Raw genomic sequence first — 18,232 nt, forward strand, 5'->3', positions numbered from 1 at the left:
AATGATCAAACGGAAACCGACGAGAACTTTCATGATTGGCGCTATGGCGGGTAGTTTAGCACTAAGTTCTCCGTTTGTTTTTCATGTGCCAGTTGACGCATATACAAAACAACAAATCAAAGAAATGAATCAACTTTCATATGGAGACCATGGTGATTCAGTGGTACTACTTCACCGCAAGTTGAAGACTGCCAATTATTATCCAGGCGAAGAGACTGACCGCTACAATGCCTTAACTGAATTCGCTGTTAAAAGCTTTCAAGGTGATTACAATTTAACACCGAGTGGTGAACTAAATGACCAAACGATTGAAATGCTTAACCAAGTTATTTATGACCAATATATAAGTGTGATCAATGATTTGGCTGAAGATATTAACTTCGGAGAGCAATCACAAAATGTTAGACGTGTTCAGTCAGCTTTATCTGGATTGGGCTTATACCATGATCGTATTGATGGCGATGCAGGCCAAAATACGAAACGTGCGTTACTTTATTTTAATCAATTAAACGATAAAGAATTAGATTTATCTAGTTTGGATCAAATTATAACAGTGTCTCATCAAACGACGACTGAACAAACGAACCGATCAGCAAATACGAATACGCAGTCCAATCAGTCACAGTCAAATCAGTCAGAGATTCAAACATCATCGACTACATATAGCAATGCTGCTTCTACAGCAAGGTCTTATGTCGGAACCCCATATGCATGGGGTGGTACGTCACCGAGCGGTTTCGATTGTAGTGGATTTTTACAATATGTATATTTTCAACATGGGGCGTCTTTACCAAGAACAGTCAATGACATATGGAATGTAACAACATCAGTTTCTCAACCAAGTGTTGGTGACATTGTGTTTTTTGAAACTTACAAACCTGGCCCATCGCACGCTGGTGTTTACATTGGTGACGGGCAATTCGTACATGCAGGAACAACAAGCGGTGTAACTGTTGCGAACATTTCAGACCGTTATTGGCAAGCACGTTACTTAGGTGCTCGCTCCGTTAATTAATCAGTAAACAAATCAATTTGTTTAGGGTTTAACCCTTCATAAGTTAAATTTGACATTCGTTGGAACCTTTTAGCATTTTCATAAGCATGGCCACCTGAGTTATTGTTAAACAATATAGTCATTTGTTTAACTTTTTGCTTCAAAAGGTCAATTCGACTTTTCCATTCTTCTAGTTCTTGATCAGAATAATTATAAAGAAATCGCACTTCACGCCAATTATCTTGACCATTATTATTCCAGCCATAAATGTTACGGCCGTGAAAACGGATTAATGATTGTTCTTCGTTTGTTACTTCTGGAACAATTGGAACAGAAGACTTACCAGCTTGGGGTTCATCACAAATCGTATGAATCCACTGATCATCTTTTAAATATTGTAACGTATGTTCCTTAATATGCTCATCATACCAACTTCTATTGCGAAATTCTATAGCAATTGGATAATCTTTAAACTGATCACGAATAAATTTTAAGCGCCTAATATGGTCTTGATTCACATCAAACCAAGGCGGAAACTGAAATAAAATGTTTTGCAATTTCCCTTCTTTAACAAGAGGGGAAATTTGTTTTTGATATAGTGAAAATAACTCCTTCATTTCTTTTCGCGTATATTTTTTTCGGTCATGTCCAGTAAACGCTTGGTAAGCTTTCACGACAAACGAAAAATTGCTTGGCGTTTGATTAGACCACTTTTCATATTGACTATGATCGATAATGCTGTAAAATGCACTATCTAATTCAACGACCGGGAAGTGAGCCGCATAAGACTCGAGTTTATTTCGAGTTGTGTGCTCTTGGTCATAAATATCAACATGATCACCCCACCCTGTCAGCCCAATTAAAATTGTCACATTTCATCATCCTTACACATATATTACATATATTGTACTTCTTCTCTATTGACTTTTTCAATAAGTTTCAGTATACTTAAAAGTGCAATAGAGATGTGAAGAATCATAAAGAAAGTCAGGTAACTTCTATAGAAGTGAAAGATGCTTTTGTGATCCTTCATTTCTATAGGAGTTACCCTTTTTTTATCTTTACATCTATTGTGAAATAAACCATCTAGAATTTAGGTGGATAGTTTTTAGGAGGATTTTTTAAAATGCAAAACGGTGTAGTAAAATGGTTCAACGCTGAAAAAGGTTATGGTTTCATCCAAGTTGAAGGTGGAGACGATGTATTCGTACACTACTCAGCAATTCAACAAGACGGGTTCAAAACTTTAGAAGAAGGTCAAGAAGTTGAATTCGAAATCGTTGAAGGCGACCGTGGCCCTCAAGCTTCTAACGTAAATAAAAAATAATAAAAACCATATAAATATTCGGCAACCATTAAATGGTTGCCGATTTTTTGTTTAGCACTATTATTCCTCTTCAAAAGTCATGACTTCATTATCTTCATTTGTAATCCAGTCACTAAAGCTACCTACGTATAATTTCACATTATTGTACCCTGCTTCCCATAATGCAATTACATTCGGAGCAGCTGTAACGCCCGAGCCACAGTATACGATAATTTCTTTGTACATCTCTAAAGAACTAAAGTAAGTTTTTAGTTCGTCTTCATGTTTAAACAAACCATCTTCTTTAAACAAGTTCATCCAATCAAAGTTTTTCGCAGAAGGAATGTGGCCAGCTTTAACATCAATCGGTTCTACTTTCCCGATAAACCGGTCATAATTTCTTGAATCAATTAATGCTATTTGCTCATCTTCTATGTGACGTCTTACATATTCTTGTGTTGCAATTAAGTTTTCATCAAACACCCAACTTTGTTCACTTGTTTCAATAGAGCGTTCTACTTTTTCGGTACTCAAAGGGTAACCCATATTTCGCCAAGCTTTAATGCCTCCATTTAATATATAAACTTGTTGATGACCAATCGCTTTCATCATCCATGCAAAACGAGAAGCAAAGGCATGGTTATCGTCATATGCGATTATAACCGTTTCATCATCGATCCCTTTAGCCTTAAGTGTTTGAACAAAACTGTCTAGATGCGGTAACGGATGTCTTCCCCCTGTTGCTTCTACTGATCCGCTTAAATCTTGCTCTAAATGAAGGTAAACGGCACCTGGCAAGTGAAACGCTTCGTAATTTTGAAAGCCAAGTTGATCATCTTGTAAGTCAAACCGACAGTCAACGAAAGTAGCACCTAACTCCTCATACATCGTTTTAGCTTCTTGAACCGAAACAAGCATAATCCCCCACCCTTTTTAAACATTATTATTGAGTATACTTTTTTAAAGCTTCATTCTCTAACGGAATACGTTTTGTCATTAACAACACATGTGCAACCGGGAAGATGACAGTAGTTATATAAGCGCCAAATAGTAACGGAATGGTTAACAGTTCGAAAAAAACTACCCAATAATTAGGGTGTTTCACATACTTATATAGCCCTTTTTTCACTAATCGTCCACCGTTTGGATTAATGATTACTTTCGTATTCCAATAGCGCCCTAAAGATAAAATAACCCAAAATCTTAAAACTTGCAAAATTATAAAAATAATTAACAAACTAACGGATAAAGATTGATTAAACTGGTGTGACATATAGCTTTCAGTTATTAAACTGATAATAAAAAGTACATGAACTGTCACGATCAATGGATAGTAGCGGTCGCTAACAACAACCGCTCCACGGTCTATTTGATAACGCGCATTAGACTTAGCAATTGCTAGCTCCAACAATCTTAAGCTAATTAAATATATTAACAATAATATATAGATCATTTAAATAACCTCCATTAAAACAACTTCAGAAGCAAACCCTGGCCCTAGTGCCGACAATAATGCATACCCTTTTTCTAAATCTTTCTTATCCATCACTTCTTGTAAAACAAACAGCACTGTTGGAGATGACATATTGCCATACTGTTTCAATACATTTCTAGAAGGTTTGAGTAGATTTGGGTTAGGAGTTAACCGTTCAATTTCTTCTATAATTTTTCTACCACCAGGATGTGCTACAATATGCTTTATTTCTTCCATTGAGAGATCTTTGGCCTTTAATAAACGGTCTACATGCGGTTTCCAAAACGGTTCTATTAACTTCGGAATTGTTACGTCAAAGATAACGTGAAACCCATCATCTTTTACATCCCACCCCATGACGTTCATCGAGTGCATCTTCACTTTTGAATCCGTTGCCTTAATGACCATTTTCCTATTTAAGTCGTTTACTTTCGGATGTTTTTCACCAAGGAGTAACGTCGCCGCTGCCCCATCGCTAAAAATCGCTGCACCTACAATGTCTTTAGGTCTTAAATTGAAAGGGTGAAAAGCGACTGAAGCTAACTCACACGAAATCAGCAACACGGCTTGCTCAGGGTTTCCTTTTAAATATTCAAATGCTCTCGATAAACCAATAGCACCGCCAGCACAACCCAACCCGAAAAGTGGCATGCGTTTTATGTAAGGAGAAAAATTAAGCTCATTTAATAAGTGAACTTCCATTGATGGTGTTAGAATACCAGTACTCGTAACAGAAACAATAGCGTCAACGTCACTTAGTTCGAAATCGTCACCTAAACAACGCCAAACGGCTTCTTTAGCTAGTTTGACCCCTTCTTCGAGCCACAACTTATGACGCTTTTCTAACCCATGATTTGTTTTAAACCACTCCTCATTTGAGACGAAATATCTTTCTTCAATTGCTGCTTCATCAAATACTGATAAGTACTTCTTTAAAGAATTAGATTGTGTTAGTCCACTAACAACATCTTTAGCAAATGTTTGAGTAAATTTATTCTGAGGAACTGATGTACCAACTGAGGCAATAACCGCCATGGAAGTTTCATCCTTTTTTAAATTAAGTTACCCTTTCAGCCGTTTATTATGTATTAGAACTGCACGTATAGTTTAAGTTTAAACGATCAAAAAAAGTCCCGGTTTGCTACCGAGACTTTGAAATCCATTATTATTTTTTCTTTCCAAAAAACTGATAGTAGTCAGTTTTAATAAACCCATTAAATAACTTCCTCTTCTTAGAAGCTGATGTACCATAGTGTTTCTCGAAATCTTCATGGGAAGTCATGACATAGACACTCCATTTTGGATAATCCTTCATAATTCCACCAAGCGCATTGTAAATAGACTCGACTTCTGGTCGGTCTTTTAGCCTTTCACCATAAGGTGGATTTCCAACTAAATAGCCGACGTCTGTTTGTGGTTTAAAGTCTTTTACATTCATTTGCTTCCACTTGACTAAATCAGCAAGGCCAGCTTCTAATGAATTATTTTGCGCCATTTCTATCGCTCTATGATCAACATCAAAACCTTGAATGTCTAATGGTTGATCATAATTCGCTAAATCTTCAGCTTCTTCAAGAGCTTCGTCCCATATATTCGGAGGTAGAAAATCCCACTCTTCAGCTGCAAACTCACGGTTAAAACCGGGTGCAATATTTTGACCAATTAAAGCAGCCTCAATCGCGATTGTACCTGAACCTGTAAAAGGATCGACAAACGGCTGATCAGGTGTCCAATTTGTAAGTTTAACTAAAGAAGCGGCTAACGTCTGTTTAAGTGGCGCTTCCCCTTGCTCTATACGATAACCTCGCTTATGAAGCCCTGCACCTGTTGTGTCAATTGTCATAGTTACTTTATCTTTTAAAATGGCTACTTCTATCTTGTAACGAACACCAGATTCTTCAAGGTTCGTATAAACTTTATACTGATCTTGTAGTCGTGATACAATGGCTTTCTTTACAATTGACTGACAATCGGGTACTGAGTATAAAGTTGATTTATGCGACTTACCGACAACATGGATAAAAGCATCCTCAGGTAGCCAGTCTTCCCAAGGTAAAGCTTTTGTTTGTTCGAACAATTCGTCGAAGCTATAAGCGTTAAACTCTCCGACTAGCAATTTAACGCGGTCAGCTGTTCTAAGCCATAAATTACTTCGCGCAATTCCTTTATAGTCTGTTTTATATGTAATTTTACCGTTTTCACTTTTAACATCTGTATAACCAAGGTCCATAACTTCACTTTTCACTAAAGTCTCTAAACCCATAGCAGCTGTTGCGATTAGTGTTACATCATTTGTTGTCACTATAAGACAGTCCTTTCAAACCAATAGTAAACTTTATTATGTACAATTATTTATAAATTAAGGCATAGGTAAGAATGACCCATAAATGTCTTGTAAGCCATGTTCTGTCCTATCGTACTGCAAACGGCGGTCAACCTCGTACTCCAGGCGTAATCATCTATCTACAAGTGAAAGATCACTTGTCTTTTTGCTAGGTTGAATTCCCTGCAAAAAGTGCCCCTACCATAATTTGGGTTGCTCACTCGTGGGGTTTACCGCGTTCCACCTTAATTGTTTCCAATTAAGTTCGTCACTGTGGCACTTTAAAGGTAGTTTGACCATACTTTGAAAGCTACAGGTCATTTCCCTGCCGTTAGCTACCTCATTGTAGCTACCTTGACTTATCGTTTCGTCAAGCACGAACACTACGAGCATCTCAGCTCGTGTGAGCATGGACTTTCCTCTCAAATGAGTCATTTGAGCGATTACATAGACATTTATGAACTCTTACCTATGCCCGAATAAAACATTATAGCACAGTAGAACATTGTTTGCTAGTGCAATAATTGGCAATTACTCAGTGCGCTTTCTACCGAAAACAGCTTTTTCTAAATTAGATAACCTTTGAAGTACATCAGCATTAACTTGTGAACGACTTTGGTTATTTTGATATGTAGAATTAGTGTTAGACCCTGTTGCATTCTTCAGCCTTTCTAATTCTTCATTTAAACGTACAACCTCTTTTTCAAAGTAATCATAGTCTTGAATGACAACATCTAAAAATTCGTCAACCTCATCTTGATTATAACCTCTCATCGAAGTTTTAAACTCTTTGTCCAAAATTTCTTGATTCGTTAATTGTGCCTTTTTCATTATGAACATCCCCCTCAATCTTTTATTCTAACTGGCCGGATTCTTGTAGGTCCCGTGCCACTTCTTCTAATTCAAAAGAATTAATAACAGTGATTTCATAATCATGCTGTTCTTCAAATTGTGTCACTAAACGATGGAAAAACTTAGGTGAACCACCATACTCCTCTTCAAATAAGATCATGCAGCCATCTGTTTTTTCGATCAACCAACGATCACGTGTTTGATACTGCTTAGGGCTTTCATATTCCTTTTCACTTAAAGGTTTAGAGAAGTCAGCTTGTGAGATCATTTGTTGATATTTTCTCTGTTTTTCTTCATTCCATACTTTATCTTGATTAACAAAAGGTGGTATTACAGCTATTTTAACATGATAATCAGGTTTCAGCGATTGAATCACGTCAAATGCCCACATTTCAACACCAGGTTGTCCAGAAATGACTACCCATTCTAACCCTTCTTCTAGATACGGAACAAGTCTTCTTTTAATCGTTTCTTTAATAACTGTAATTTTAGTATCTTCTTCATTAAATATATTCAGTTCGTGTGGTTTATAACCGGTAATTGTTAAAGATTTCTTTTCCATATTATATAGTATATCAAAAAAAGAGCTAGTTTTGACTAGCTCTTTTAAAATCTTACTAAATTGTATTCAATTCATTTAAAACTATTCGCTTCCCGACTCTAAATCATCAGGTGTAAATGAAAATGGTAACAACTCCTGAACTGTTGTTTCTTTCACTTCCATGTCTTTACTTGTAATATAAACTTTCATACTAGGGTCGAAAAATTCGCTCATGACTTGTCTACAAGAACCACAAGGTGGCACTGGACGATCTGTGTTCGCTATAACTGCAAGGGCTTCGAATTCTCTTTCGCCTTCAGAAACAGCCTTGAAGATCGCGACACGTTCAGCACAACAAGTCACAGGGTATGCCGCATTTTCAATATTACAACCTTGATACACTTTACCATCTTTCGTCAATAGCGCTGCGCCGACTGGAAATTTAGAGTAAGGTACAAATGCTTTGTCTAACATCTCTTTTGCTGACTGTACTAACTGACTTTGCTCCATCTAATAATTCTCCCTTAACCTAATTTTAGTACTCATTATTATACATAAGTTATATTTATTTTTCATCATTGATAACGAGATCTAAGTTATACATAACTGACTGGTATAGTTCCATAAACCTCTTTTTCCTAACATCATGAAAATAGCTATGCAAAATCATAATCTCAAGGTTATCTTTTGTATTTTGAATTTGATTTGGGAAAATTGCGATTTTATGAACGATGGCTTGAGCTTCCTCCTCCCATTTCTCTATCTTTTCAAAGAGAGGCAAAGTTTCAGCTTTTACTTGATTAAAATCGTCATAATTTTTACGATCGAACTTCTTACCATGTTCATAACGATTCAAACAATCTTCTAAAATAACGTTTCTAACTTCATTTGTAAGTTGCATAAATTGTTGCATAACGACCACCCTTCTTTCCCCCTAAATGTATCATGAAATTATGCAACTTACTATAAATTTAATTTGCTTTTTCTTTAGTCGGGTCATAAATTCGTGTTTGTAATCGATCTAAAGCGATTTCTAGTTGTCCTAACGACTGAATTAATTTTTCTTTCGTGGAGTGTTCATGCTCTTTCGTATTCATATTCATGAGCAATCCTCCTTTCACTTTACTAATTCAGCCTTCACTTTAAATCTCCTTCACACATGACAAAACTAGAAATGATGATACAAAACTTCTATCTAGTTACTCTTTTTCGACAGGTGACGGGGTTAATTTGTTCTTAACGGATCCGATTTTTGTCATTTGATTTCTTTTTTCGTAAAATTCATCAGCAAATGGTTCAAGCACCTTTAAGTTAGGCTCTTTCCACCATTTTCGTTTAATTTTTGTATAATTAGACCAATCTGTTTGTGGGACGGTAATTTCATGTTCAGTATTTCGGTAAATATCAGTTAATGGTTTTGTAGTTAACGGTGACTGTATATTTAAAAATTGCTCATATTCTTTACGTTCTCCAGTTGCAGGAACATTGTTTGCAAAACTATGAAACAACGGATATAAATAAGGGTAAAACAAAATTGCGGCGATCTTTTTGCCAAACTTAATTCTTTTTGACACATGTGTAAAATGTGGAACAAACTCACCATAAACCTTCCCTTGTTCCGTTGGTAATAACACTGCGTTTAAGTGCAACAATTCTTGTAATCTGTAAGGCAATGATTTGAACACTGTTTGCCGATACGGATTATGTTTAATGATAGGTTGTTGAATAATGTTTTGTTCATTTACGATTTGGGAATACATTAATCTATTTAGATCTCTATTTTGATAAAATTCATACCATTCTCGTTCCATAAATGAAGATATGTGAAAATACTTAAAAAGAAAGAACAAAGGCTTTTGTTGCTCTTTTGACATTTTATAAATAAGTAATTGCGGATAAGCATCCTGGAATATGTACCAATTGATACTCTCATATGTTAAGTACAACGATTTCAGCTGCTTCTCTGAAAGTAGTGACTGATAAGCTTCAGAATCAAGGTCAGTCATATTCCATCCTGCATTTCTTGATACAATACTAGCTAGAAACGCCCATTTGATTTCGGGGTTTTCATTATAAAACTGTAAATATGCCTTTGTTCTCGTTACATTATTCATGTTATGATTATGCGTCTGTTCTTTAATATAATTAACCATTAAAGGGATCATAGTTACATTCCTTTATGTACTTTTGTGTCGTATATTGCTCACTATATTCACAGTATATCCAAATCTTTTTTATTTAAAATTTGATATAATAGGATTGTTAGGAGGAATCATGTTGAAGTACCCAAAAGGTAGTCGCCAAAAGCGTCAGAATCACACACCTAAAAAACAATCCTATAAAACAAACGACGCTTTTGCCAACAGGGGAATGACCCTCGAAAAAGAAATAGTAGAAACGAATAAATATTACTTAGAATCGGGTAAAGCAGTTATTCATAAAAAGCCGACACCGGTTCAAGTTGTGCAAGTCGATTATCCAAAACGAAGTGCAGCCGTTATTAAGGAGGCATACTACCAAAAACCATCTACCACTGACTTTAACGGTTTATATAAAGGAAAGCATATTGACTTCGAAGCAAAAGAAACGAAAAATAAACAGTCGCTTCCTTTTACCAATATTCATTCACACCAGGTAGAACATATGAAGCGGATTGAAGAGCACGGTGGAGTGACCTTCTTTATTATTCGCTTCACTGCAATAAATGAAACTTATTTATTGCCGCTTTCACCTTTTTTAACAAAGTGGGAAGAACAATTTAACGGCGGAAGAAAGTCACTTCCTTATAACTTTATAACTGAACATGGATATTTAATTCCATTTCAACTTCAAGCTAAAGTTAACTATTTACAGATAGTCGACGATGTGTACATTAACGGAGGAGATTGCAATGACTGAACAAGTTAAAAGTCGTAAAGCTAAAAAACAAAGCAAAAAACAAAATAGAAAAATCAACTGGAAAAAAGTCTTTATAAGTCTACTAATCATCGGACTCGTTACATTTGTGATTGGTTTAGGTGTTCTATATTCCTATATTAGTAATGCACCTGAATTAACAGCGGAAGAATTAGAAGTGCCTGCTAGTACAACGATTTTAGATCGAGATGGTAATGAAGTAGCTGACTTAGCAGCCGAAAATCGAACTATTATTGATTATGAAGACTTGTCCCCTATTATGGAAGATGCTGTGCTAGCCGCTGAAGACGTCAGGTTCTACGACCATAGCGGAATAGACATGCGACGTATTGGTGGAGCAGTTATGGCAAACATAACGGGTGGATTCGGTTCACAAGGTGCTAGTACGATTACTCAACAAGTAATTAAAAACTTCCTTCTTACAAATGACAAAAGAATGGAACGTAAAGTCCAAGAACAATATTTAGCATTACAACTAGAACGTGAGTATTCAAAAGAACAGATCTTAATGATGTATTTAAATAAAATTTATTACAGTAATGGTATTTATGGTGTTCAAAAAGCAGCTGAAGTCTATTTCGGTAAGGATGACCTTAACGATCTAACTCTAGAGGAAGCGGCATTGTTAGCCGGTATGCCACAACGTCCAAACGCATACAACCCAATCGAAAATCCTGACCTAGCTGAACAAAGAAGAAACACTGTATTAGATTTAATGGTAAGACACGAAAAAATCACTGAAGAAGAAGCTGAAGAAGCAAAAAGTGTCGCAGTTGAAGACATGATCCAAGAAGACTACGAAAGTGAACTTAAATATTCAGCCTTCATTGAAACTGTTTATGATGAAGCTGAATCGCTAATCGATGATGATGACATGAACTTGTATACAGCAGGTTTAACGATTCATACAACATTAGACCCAAATGCACAGGAACATGTTGAACATTTATTAAGTGATGAAGGTCCAATTGATCATCCTGAAGGCCAAGAAGCAGCTGTTGTTGCAATGGACACTACAACCGGTGAAGTACTGGCGATAGGTGGAGGAAGAAACAAAGATGACTTCCGTGGTTGGAACTATGCTACTGATAGTAACCGTGGGCCTGGTTCAGCCATTAAACCTATCGTAAGCTTTGGACCTGCGATCGAGCAAAACGAATTTTCCACTTACCATCAGTATAATGATAGTCAATCTGAAGCTTATTATTCTTGGGATGGTGAAGGTGAGCAGTCTTTCCGTAACTTTGGAGATAGTTATAACGGTTGGGTTACCATGCGTGAATCATTATACCGTTCATTAAACGTTCCGGCTGTACAGAATGTTCGTGATGAAATTGACCGAGCAGAAGCTGGGGAGTTCGCTAGGTCACTTGGAATTTCTTCAATTGAAAATAGTGTAGCCGAATCATACCCTATCGGTGGCGTGAATGATATTCAAACTAACCCATATGAAATGGCTGGAGCATTCGCTGCCTTTGGTAATGAAGGTGTTTATAATGAACCACACACGATTAAAATGATCGAATTTAGAGACGGTCAGACGATGGAAGTTGATCGCCAAGGAGAGCCAGCCATGTCTGATTACACGGCTTACATGATTAGTGATATGTTAAAAGATACAATTGCTCATCCTAACGGTACCGCAAGTGGTTTAAACTTCGGTGGCATGCCAGTTGCTGCAAAAACCGGAACCAATGAGAACATAGACTCATGGCTTGTTGGATATACAACAAACTATACGGTTTCAGTATGGAATGGATTCCCTTCAAATGATGAAGGTGGTGTTCAGAGTCGAACTAGACCACTATTCCAAAGTATGATGGAACAACTTTCTAATGGTGTAGAAACATCAGACTTCTCACGCCCTGATTCAGTTGTTGAAGTCGATATTGAAAGAGGTTCTCGTCCAGCGATGTTACCGAGTGAATTTACACCAGATGATCAAATTATAACTGAGCTTTTCGTAAGAGGTAATGAACCTTCTGATACATCGGATGAATACGATATGGTTGAACCAGCTGAATCACTCAACCTGAATTTCGATGAAGAAGAGCAAATTATTGAAGCTACGTGGAGTCATCCTGGCTCTGAAGACCGTGACATTGAGTTTGAATTAACGATCAGTGAAAACGGTAGTGAGATTGACCAAATTGACTTGTCAGAATTCGACTACACATTCACTGACGTTGAACTAGGTGAAACTTATACGTTTGAAATCGTTGCTTATGATGCCGATAATGATGAAAATCGTAGTGATCCTATCTCTGAATCCATCGATATTCCTGATGAAGAGTCCGACTTCTGGGAAGACTTCTTCGGTGAGGATGAAGATGAAGAAGAACCACCTGAAGAAGATGAACCAGGAGAAGGTAATGGAGACGGAAACGATAATGGTAACGGTGACGGTAATGATAACGGTCAAGGTAACGGAAATGAAGAAGATGACAATGGTGAAGGCGATGAAGAAGATGAAGATAATGAAGAAGATGAAGAAGATCCAATTGACGACGAAGATGAACCCGGTACAAATCCACCAGAGGATTCTGAAGAGGAAGACCAAGAGGAATAATATAATAGCGAGCAACCTATAAACTGTACCATAAAATGCGGACAGTACTAAAACACACAACTAAAAGGTGATCCCGATTCTATCAGGGGTCACCTTTTTTATGTTCACTATCGATCATAAACCTACTTGCTAAACAGGAAGTTTAACCTAGCAGTGGAAATACACGAAGACTCCAATGGGAACAGCGCGAGCTGAAAATCACCCAAAGCGACACGGCAGCGAGTTTGGGGAGTTGAGGCCATGCCAATGGAAAGTGAAGTGTATTTCCACCGCGTTATGATTAAGTCTGACTTTGATCAATTTGTTAATATTCCTATTAAGGAGCAAGACAACAATTGACATAACAAACCCCAGCTAGAGGACTTATTCGGTCTTGTCCCTAGCTGGGGTATAGATATAATATATGGCACTATCTTTTATTTTGCTTGATGTTTAAGTTTTGCAATCGCATACTTCTTCTTCATCTCTTTATACATTTCATTCAACTGAATGTAACCATGACGATGATGACATCTCGTCTCAATAAACTGTAATCTCTCACCTACATTAATCGGCGCATATTGTAACTGATCAAAATAATCCTCACTAACATCAGAAGGATTCAATTGATTACACAACAAGATGATTTGTTTTAATTCTTCCAAGTAAGTTAAAACATAACTCTTCGTTTCTTTAAACTGTCTAGATTCAGCTAACTCCTCTACATGAGTAGAGATCTCTTCCCAACTTGAGAACTTACTTTCGATTTCCTCCACATTCATAGGATTAGCCTCTTTTCTTCATTCGCTTCTGACCTTCGCGACAAATGTCTAATAAAGGACATTCAGGACAATTCGGTGTTTTCGCCTGACAATGATAACGTCCAAAGAAAATCATGCGATGGTGTGTTGCGCTCCACTCCTCTTCAGGCAGCTTCCGCATTAACGTTTTCTCTACTTCTAAAACGGAATCTTTCCAACGGCAAATACCTAATCTCTTTGAGACACGCTCAACGTGCGTATCAACTGCTATTGCTGGTTGCCCAAATGCAACTGATATGACGACATTTGCCGTTTTGCGACCAACACCAGCTAAATTAATTAACGCATCATAGTCGTCAGGTACTTTTCCGTCATATTTTTCAATTAAATCAGCACATAATTTACGAATATTTTTAGCTTTATTTCTATAAAGTCCTATTCTTTTGATATCATTTTGTAGCTCTTCTAATGGAACATTCACATAGTCTTCTGGTGTTTTATATTTAGCAAATAAACCTGGTGTTACTTTATTGACTAATGCATCAGTTGCTTGTGCTGATAAAACCACAGCAATCAACAATTCGAGTTCATTTTCATGCGTCAATTCACAGTCTGCATCAGGGTACATATCTGCTAACGTGTCTAAAGTAAAACGAATATCTTTTTTCGTTAACACCCTTTTCCCCTCCCCACTATTCTTCTAACCAATTATAATAAACTGATGTATCACGCTTTTCTTTTGGTGCTTGTTGATTTTGTTTTTGCTGAGATGATTGTTTAACATCATTAACGGAACGAACACCTTTTTTCTTCCATTCATTCAAAATACGATCAATATAACGGAAATTAAGCTTTCCCATGAGAACAGCCTCTCGTAAAGCTGCTTTTATTAAAGGTGGTTTGAATTGATCTTCATCTAACCAATAACTAACGGTTTCAATTTCAATCGGTGATAAAGTGCGAGCGAACTCTTGTTCAAATAACTGAAATAATTTGCCTTCCTCTTCTTGCGTTGATTCTTGTTCTACTTCAAATAGCGCCTCAAACAATGGTGATAAACAATACCACTCATGTTGGCCGTTTTGTTCATCAGTTATTTGTTCAATTTGTAAATAATTGTTGTTTCTTAATTTCTTAAGTACATTCGCAACTTCATTTGCATTGATCGTCATATGACTCGCAATTTGGTCAAATGACGGTAATAACTCGCCTGATTTTTGTAAGTTCATAATTTGCAAGATGACTATTATATCTTCTTCATTTAAACCAAGCTCATGGTAATCGTTTAACAGTTTACTCGGGATATTAATTTGTTCAGTTAAAAGTCTTTGATAGGAAAATGGTAGTTCCATACAATCTCTCCCTTAAGTTCGAATAGAAAAGATGACTCAATCAAATTGAGTCATCATGTAAGTTCTATGGGTATAAACGATTTAATAAGCGTGGGAAAGGAATCGTTTCACGAATATGTTCAATTCCAGTAATCCATGCAACGGTACGCTCTAACCCTAGTCCGAAACCTGAATGTGGAACTGAGCCATATTGGCGTAACTGTAAGTACCACTCATATGCAGGCCCATCAAGTTCGTGCTCTTTGTAGCGCTCAGCCATTAATTCATAATCATCAATACGTTCTGAACCGCCAATAATCTCACCATAGCCTTCAGGAGCAATTAAGTCAGCACATAGCGCAACATCCGAATTGTCCGGATCTGGCTTCATGTAGAATGCTTTAATTTCAACAGGGAAATGAGTGATAAACACCGGTTTGTCATGAGCCTCTGCAATGGCTGTTTCATGTGGTGCACCGAAGTCGTCTCCCCAATCAATATCATCGAAGCCTTGATCTTTTAAGAATTGAATCGCCTCAGTATAAGTAATTCTAGGGAATGGCGCTTTTATCTTTTCTAATTGAGCCGTATCTCTTTCTAATGTTTCAAGCTCTACTTTACAATTTTCAAGAACTGATTGCACGACATATGCAACGTACTCTTCTTGCATTTGTAAGCTTTCTTCATGGTCCATAAACGCCATCTCAGGTTCAATCATCCAAAACTCAATTAAATGTCTTCTCGTTTTAGATTTTTCAGCGCGGAATGTTGGACCGAATGAGAATACACGTCCTAATGCCATCGCAGCTGCTTCCATATAAAGTTGTCCACTTTGAGATAAATAAGCATCTTCATCAAAATATTTCGTATGGAACAATTCTGTTGTCCCTTCTGCTGAAGCTCCCGTTAAAATAGGCGGGTCAACTTTAACAAAGCCTTCTTTGTTAAAAAATTCGTATGTTGAACGGATGATTTCGTTACGTACTTTCATAATGGCATGTTGTTTCGTTGAACGTAACCATAAGTGACGGTGGTCCATTAAAAACTCGGTACCATGTTCTTTTGGAGTGATTGGATAATCAACCGCTTCTTGGATCACTTCTAAATCAGACACTTGTAACTCATAACCTAATGGGCTACGTGTATCTTCTACTACTTTACCTGTAACGTAAAGTGACGTTTCTTGTGTTAAATTTTTCGATTGCTCAAAAGCTTCTTCTGATACAGCTGCTTTAGCAACGACACCTTGAATAAAGCCAGAACCGTCTCGTAGTTGTAAAAAGGCAATTTTACCACTTGAGCGTTTATTATGTAGCCACACACCTATTGTGACTGTTTCATTTACGTGTTTATGAACATTTGCTATTGTTGTTTTCAAAACGACTTCCTCCTAACTATACTTCTCAACAAAACGTTTTAGTCTTGCTGCTGCTTCTTCTAATTGATCTAACGAAGTTGCATAAGATAACCTTACATTATCCTCTGCACCAAAGCCTGACCCAGGTACTATTGCTAGCTTTTCTTCTTCTAACAGCTGTTTTACCCATTCATCTACAGAATCAAACGGTGATTGTTCAACAACTGCTTTTACATTCGGGAATAAGTAGAACGCACCATCTGGCTTAACACATGTTACATTAGGAATTTCCAACAACCAATTATACAACTTATTTAAGCGCTCTTCAAAAGCGACCTTCATTTTGTCAATCTCTTCTTCAGAATGGTTATATGCAGCAATCGCAGCATATTGTGCAATTGATGTTGGATTAGACGTGGCATGAGATGCTAAGTTCGTCATAGCTTGGATAATCGTTTGATTACCAGCTGCATACCCAATTCTCCATCCTGTCATCGAATGAGATTTACTTACACCATTAATAATAATTGTCTGTTCTTTAAGTTCATCAGACAATTGCGCAATTGAAACGTGTTCTTTATCGCCGTAAATTAACTTTTCATAGATCTCGTCAGATACAATGAAGATGTTATGCTTTAAAGCTACCTCGCCTAATGCTTTTAATTCTTCAGCTGTATACAACACGCCTGTTGGGTTACTTGGCGAGTTAAGAACTACGGCCTTTGTATATTCAGTAACCGATTCTTCTAATTGTTCTGGCGTAATTTTAAAGCTGTTATCTTCTGATGCTTTAACATATACTGGCTGTCCTTCTGCGAGCTTAATCTGCTCTGGATAACTTACCCAATATGGAATTGGAACAATAACTTCATCACCACGGTTTAACAATACTTGGAACAACGTATATAAGGCATGTTTTGCCCCTGTCGTAACGATGATTTCGTTATCTTTATATTCAACACCTTGATCTCGCTTAAACTTTTGAATAATCGCCTCTTTAAGCTCAGGTAGACCTCCAGATGCTGTATATTTAGTTTTACCTTCTTCCATTGCTTCTTTTGCAGCATCTAGGATATATTGCGGTGTGTTAAAGTCCGGCTCACCAGCACCTAATCCTATTACGTCATGACCTTCAGCTTTCAAAGCTTTAGCTTTAGACGTAATCGCTAAAGTTGTGGATGGGGTTAACGATTGTACGCGATCTGCTAATTCCATATGTATCTCTCCTTATTAATTTTTGCTAAAAGATATCGAGTCATAAAGCTCGCCCGTTTCGAATAAATAAGTTCTAAAATACATGCGATCATCATCTTCGAATACGACTTCCCAAATGGTTCGCTCATTCATGATACCAGGCGTTATATGTAATAGTTTACAGTTCGAGCATTCTTGTTGCCATTCAGAAAGAATATCATCTTTAGAGACGCCCTCACTCTCAAGAACCCAACTGATGTCATCTTCTTCTAAATTGTCTTTCTTAGGAACAAACGTAAAATATCGCTCACCGTCACCAACACCTTGAACAACTGTGTATGTTTGTTCACCATTATAATAAAAATCGTCTTCAATTGTTTCAATTGGTGAATGGTCTACTGCAATATTCGAATAAGTTCGTTGTTCTTCATTGTGCGTCCCTTGAATTTCAAAATAAAAATAAGAAAATAGGACAACTGCGATCATCATTGAAATGGCAAGCACAGTAACAACTAATAATACAATTTTATTGCTAAAAAATTGTTTTAGCGACAAGCACATTCATCCTCTTCATTAAAATAAAAACTAATACTTATTGTTACATTACTTCTTCATTATAACAAGTTTTTACTGTT

Annotated in this window: 21 protein-coding genes and 1 other RNA gene; 4 read left to right on the top strand and 18 right to left on the bottom strand. The window is 36.9% G+C overall.

Annotation, left to right across the window (positions count from 1 at the left end; all coding sequences use genetic code 11):
* Position 1: 1 nt before the first annotated feature.
* Positions 2–1,015, top strand: coding sequence for a C40 family peptidase (locus AHA02nite_RS04395; protein WP_146814767.1), 1,014 nt, complete (start codon positions 2–4; stop codon positions 1,013–1,015).
* Here the strand turns inward: AHA02nite_RS04395 and AHA02nite_RS04400 are convergent.
* Positions 1,012–1,866 (bottom strand): DUF72 domain-containing protein, encoded by an 855-nt coding sequence (locus AHA02nite_RS04400; protein ID WP_146814769.1) that lies wholly within the window; start codon positions 1,864–1,866, stop codon positions 1,012–1,014. The two genes, AHA02nite_RS04395 and AHA02nite_RS04400, sit on opposite strands and share 4 nt — an antisense overlap.
* A gap of 254 nt (positions 1,867–2,120) precedes the next feature.
* Between AHA02nite_RS04400 and cspD the strand changes: the two genes are divergently transcribed.
* Complete coding sequence (gene cspD, locus AHA02nite_RS04405; protein ID WP_146814771.1) at positions 2,121–2,321, top strand: cold-shock protein CspD; 201 nt, start codon at positions 2,121–2,123, stop codon at positions 2,319–2,321.
* 60 nt (positions 2,322–2,381) lie between these two features.
* Here cspD and AHA02nite_RS04410 read toward each other — a convergent pair whose 3' ends face one another.
* The 11 genes from AHA02nite_RS04410 to AHA02nite_RS04455 form a co-directional block, all read right to left on the bottom strand.
* Positions 2,382–3,218: a sulfurtransferase gene (locus AHA02nite_RS04410; protein WP_146814773.1), complete on the bottom strand. Its 837-nt coding sequence runs from the start codon at positions 3,216–3,218 to the stop codon at positions 2,382–2,384.
* Positions 3,219–3,243: 25 nt separating this feature from the next.
* Complete coding sequence (locus AHA02nite_RS04415) at positions 3,244–3,753, bottom strand: isoprenylcysteine carboxyl methyltransferase family protein (RefSeq protein ID WP_146814775.1); 510 nt, start codon at positions 3,751–3,753, stop codon at positions 3,244–3,246.
* Positions 3,754–4,809 (bottom strand): type III polyketide synthase, encoded by a 1,056-nt coding sequence (locus AHA02nite_RS04420; RefSeq protein WP_146814777.1) that lies wholly within the window; start codon positions 4,807–4,809, stop codon positions 3,754–3,756.
* Positions 4,810–4,939: 130 nt separating this feature from the next.
* Entirely contained in the window at positions 4,940–6,076 is a 1,137-nt protein-coding gene (locus tag AHA02nite_RS04425; RefSeq protein WP_146814779.1) for a THUMP domain-containing class I SAM-dependent RNA methyltransferase, read from the bottom strand.
* A gap of 88 nt (positions 6,077–6,164) precedes the next feature.
* Positions 6,165–6,552, bottom strand: an RNA gene (gene rnpB, locus AHA02nite_RS04430) — RNase P RNA component class B.
* A gap of 76 nt (positions 6,553–6,628) precedes the next feature.
* Complete coding sequence (gene gpsB / locus AHA02nite_RS04435) at positions 6,629–6,928, bottom strand: cell division regulator GpsB (RefSeq protein WP_146814781.1); 300 nt, start codon at positions 6,926–6,928, stop codon at positions 6,629–6,631.
* Positions 6,929–6,950: 22 nt separating this feature from the next.
* Complete coding sequence (locus tag AHA02nite_RS04440; protein WP_146814783.1) at positions 6,951–7,511, bottom strand: SLOG family protein; 561 nt, start codon at positions 7,509–7,511, stop codon at positions 6,951–6,953.
* Positions 7,512–7,592: 81 nt separating this feature from the next.
* Positions 7,593–8,000, bottom strand: a complete 408-nt coding sequence (locus AHA02nite_RS04445; RefSeq protein ID WP_146814785.1) for a cytidine deaminase — start codon at positions 7,998–8,000, stop codon at positions 7,593–7,595.
* A 55-nt stretch (positions 8,001–8,055) separates the two neighbouring features.
* Positions 8,056–8,403, bottom strand: a complete 348-nt coding sequence (locus AHA02nite_RS04450) for a DUF1798 family protein (RefSeq protein WP_246118816.1) — start codon at positions 8,401–8,403, stop codon at positions 8,056–8,058.
* A gap of 58 nt (positions 8,404–8,461) precedes the next feature.
* A complete protein-coding gene (locus AHA02nite_RS15360; RefSeq protein ID WP_281284090.1) occupies positions 8,462–8,593 on the bottom strand; it encodes a hypothetical protein in 132 nt (43 codons plus the stop codon).
* Between the two features lie 96 nt (positions 8,594–8,689).
* Positions 8,690–9,655, bottom strand: a complete 966-nt coding sequence (locus AHA02nite_RS04455) for a DUF2515 family protein (protein ID WP_146814789.1) — start codon at positions 9,653–9,655, stop codon at positions 8,690–8,692.
* A gap of 112 nt (positions 9,656–9,767) precedes the next feature.
* Between AHA02nite_RS04455 and recU the strand changes: the two genes are divergently transcribed.
* Positions 9,768–10,388, top strand: a complete 621-nt coding sequence (gene recU, locus AHA02nite_RS04460) for a Holliday junction resolvase RecU (protein ID WP_146814791.1) — start codon at positions 9,768–9,770, stop codon at positions 10,386–10,388.
* Positions 10,381–12,975, top strand: coding sequence for a transglycosylase domain-containing protein (locus tag AHA02nite_RS04465; RefSeq protein ID WP_170235967.1), 2,595 nt, complete (start codon positions 10,381–10,383; stop codon positions 12,973–12,975). Before recU ends, AHA02nite_RS04465 begins: the two co-directional genes overlap by 8 nt.
* 416 nt (positions 12,976–13,391) lie before the next feature.
* Here the strand turns inward: AHA02nite_RS04465 and AHA02nite_RS04470 are convergent, their stop codons facing one another.
* From AHA02nite_RS04470 to AHA02nite_RS04495, 6 genes are all read right to left on the bottom strand, one after another.
* Positions 13,392–13,736 (bottom strand): YpoC family protein, encoded by a 345-nt coding sequence (locus tag AHA02nite_RS04470; RefSeq protein WP_146814794.1) that lies wholly within the window; start codon positions 13,734–13,736, stop codon positions 13,392–13,394.
* Positions 13,737–13,740: 4 nt separating this feature from the next.
* Complete coding sequence (gene nth, locus AHA02nite_RS04475) at positions 13,741–14,391, bottom strand: endonuclease III (RefSeq protein WP_146814796.1); 651 nt, start codon at positions 14,389–14,391, stop codon at positions 13,741–13,743.
* Positions 14,392–14,407: 16 nt separating this feature from the next.
* Complete coding sequence (locus AHA02nite_RS04480) at positions 14,408–15,067, bottom strand: DnaD domain protein (RefSeq protein WP_146814798.1); 660 nt, start codon at positions 15,065–15,067, stop codon at positions 14,408–14,410.
* 64 nt (positions 15,068–15,131) lie between these two features.
* On the bottom strand, positions 15,132–16,424 hold the full coding sequence (asnS, locus tag AHA02nite_RS04485; protein WP_146814799.1) for an asparagine--tRNA ligase: 1,293 nt from the start codon (positions 16,422–16,424) through the stop codon (positions 15,132–15,134).
* A 12-nt stretch (positions 16,425–16,436) separates the two neighbouring features.
* The gene (locus AHA02nite_RS04490; protein ID WP_146814801.1) at positions 16,437–17,618 is read right to left on the bottom strand and encodes a pyridoxal phosphate-dependent aminotransferase; all 1,182 of its coding nucleotides are present in this window, start codon (positions 17,616–17,618) and stop codon (positions 16,437–16,439) included.
* Between the two features lie 15 nt (positions 17,619–17,633).
* Positions 17,634–18,152 (bottom strand): hypothetical protein, encoded by a 519-nt coding sequence (locus AHA02nite_RS04495; RefSeq protein ID WP_146814803.1) that lies wholly within the window; start codon positions 18,150–18,152, stop codon positions 17,634–17,636.
* Positions 18,153–18,232: the final 80 nt, after the last annotated feature.

Origin of the sequence: Alkalibacillus haloalkaliphilus, assembly GCF_007991275.1 — a bacterium.
Taxonomy (GTDB): Bacteria; Bacillota; Bacilli; order Bacillales; family Alkalibacillaceae; genus Alkalibacillus; species Alkalibacillus haloalkaliphilus.